Here is a 256-nt window from a genome sequence, read left to right as displayed (position 1 = left end):
AACTCGGGATAAGGTTTCCGCATTGAAATTCATGAGAAAAGCCATGAAACGGTATGGCAATCCTCAGGTTGTGGTGACCGACAGGCTTCGCTCGTATGGTGCCGCGATGCGCGAAATAGGAAACGCGCACCGCCGCGAAACCGGCCGGCACCTGAACAACCGCGCCGAAAACTCACACCAACCATTCCGACGACGAGAGCGGGCGATGTCCCGTTTCAGGCGTATGCGAAGTCTTCAGAAATTCGCTTCGATCCAT

1 protein-coding gene is annotated in these 256 nt (G+C 55.1%); it reads left to right on the top strand.

Translation table 11 applies throughout. The features are described from left to right. Nucleotides 1-256, top strand: a 256-nt coding sequence (locus HY29_RS18760) for a DDE-type integrase/transposase/recombinase (RefSeq protein ID WP_155838177.1), incomplete at both ends; no start/stop codon positions are given.

It is taken from the genome of Hyphomonas beringensis (assembly GCF_000682755.1).
Taxonomy (GTDB): Bacteria; Pseudomonadota; Alphaproteobacteria; order Caulobacterales; family Hyphomonadaceae; genus Hyphomonas; species Hyphomonas beringensis.
This window is presented reverse-complemented; position numbering and strand designations above follow the sequence as displayed.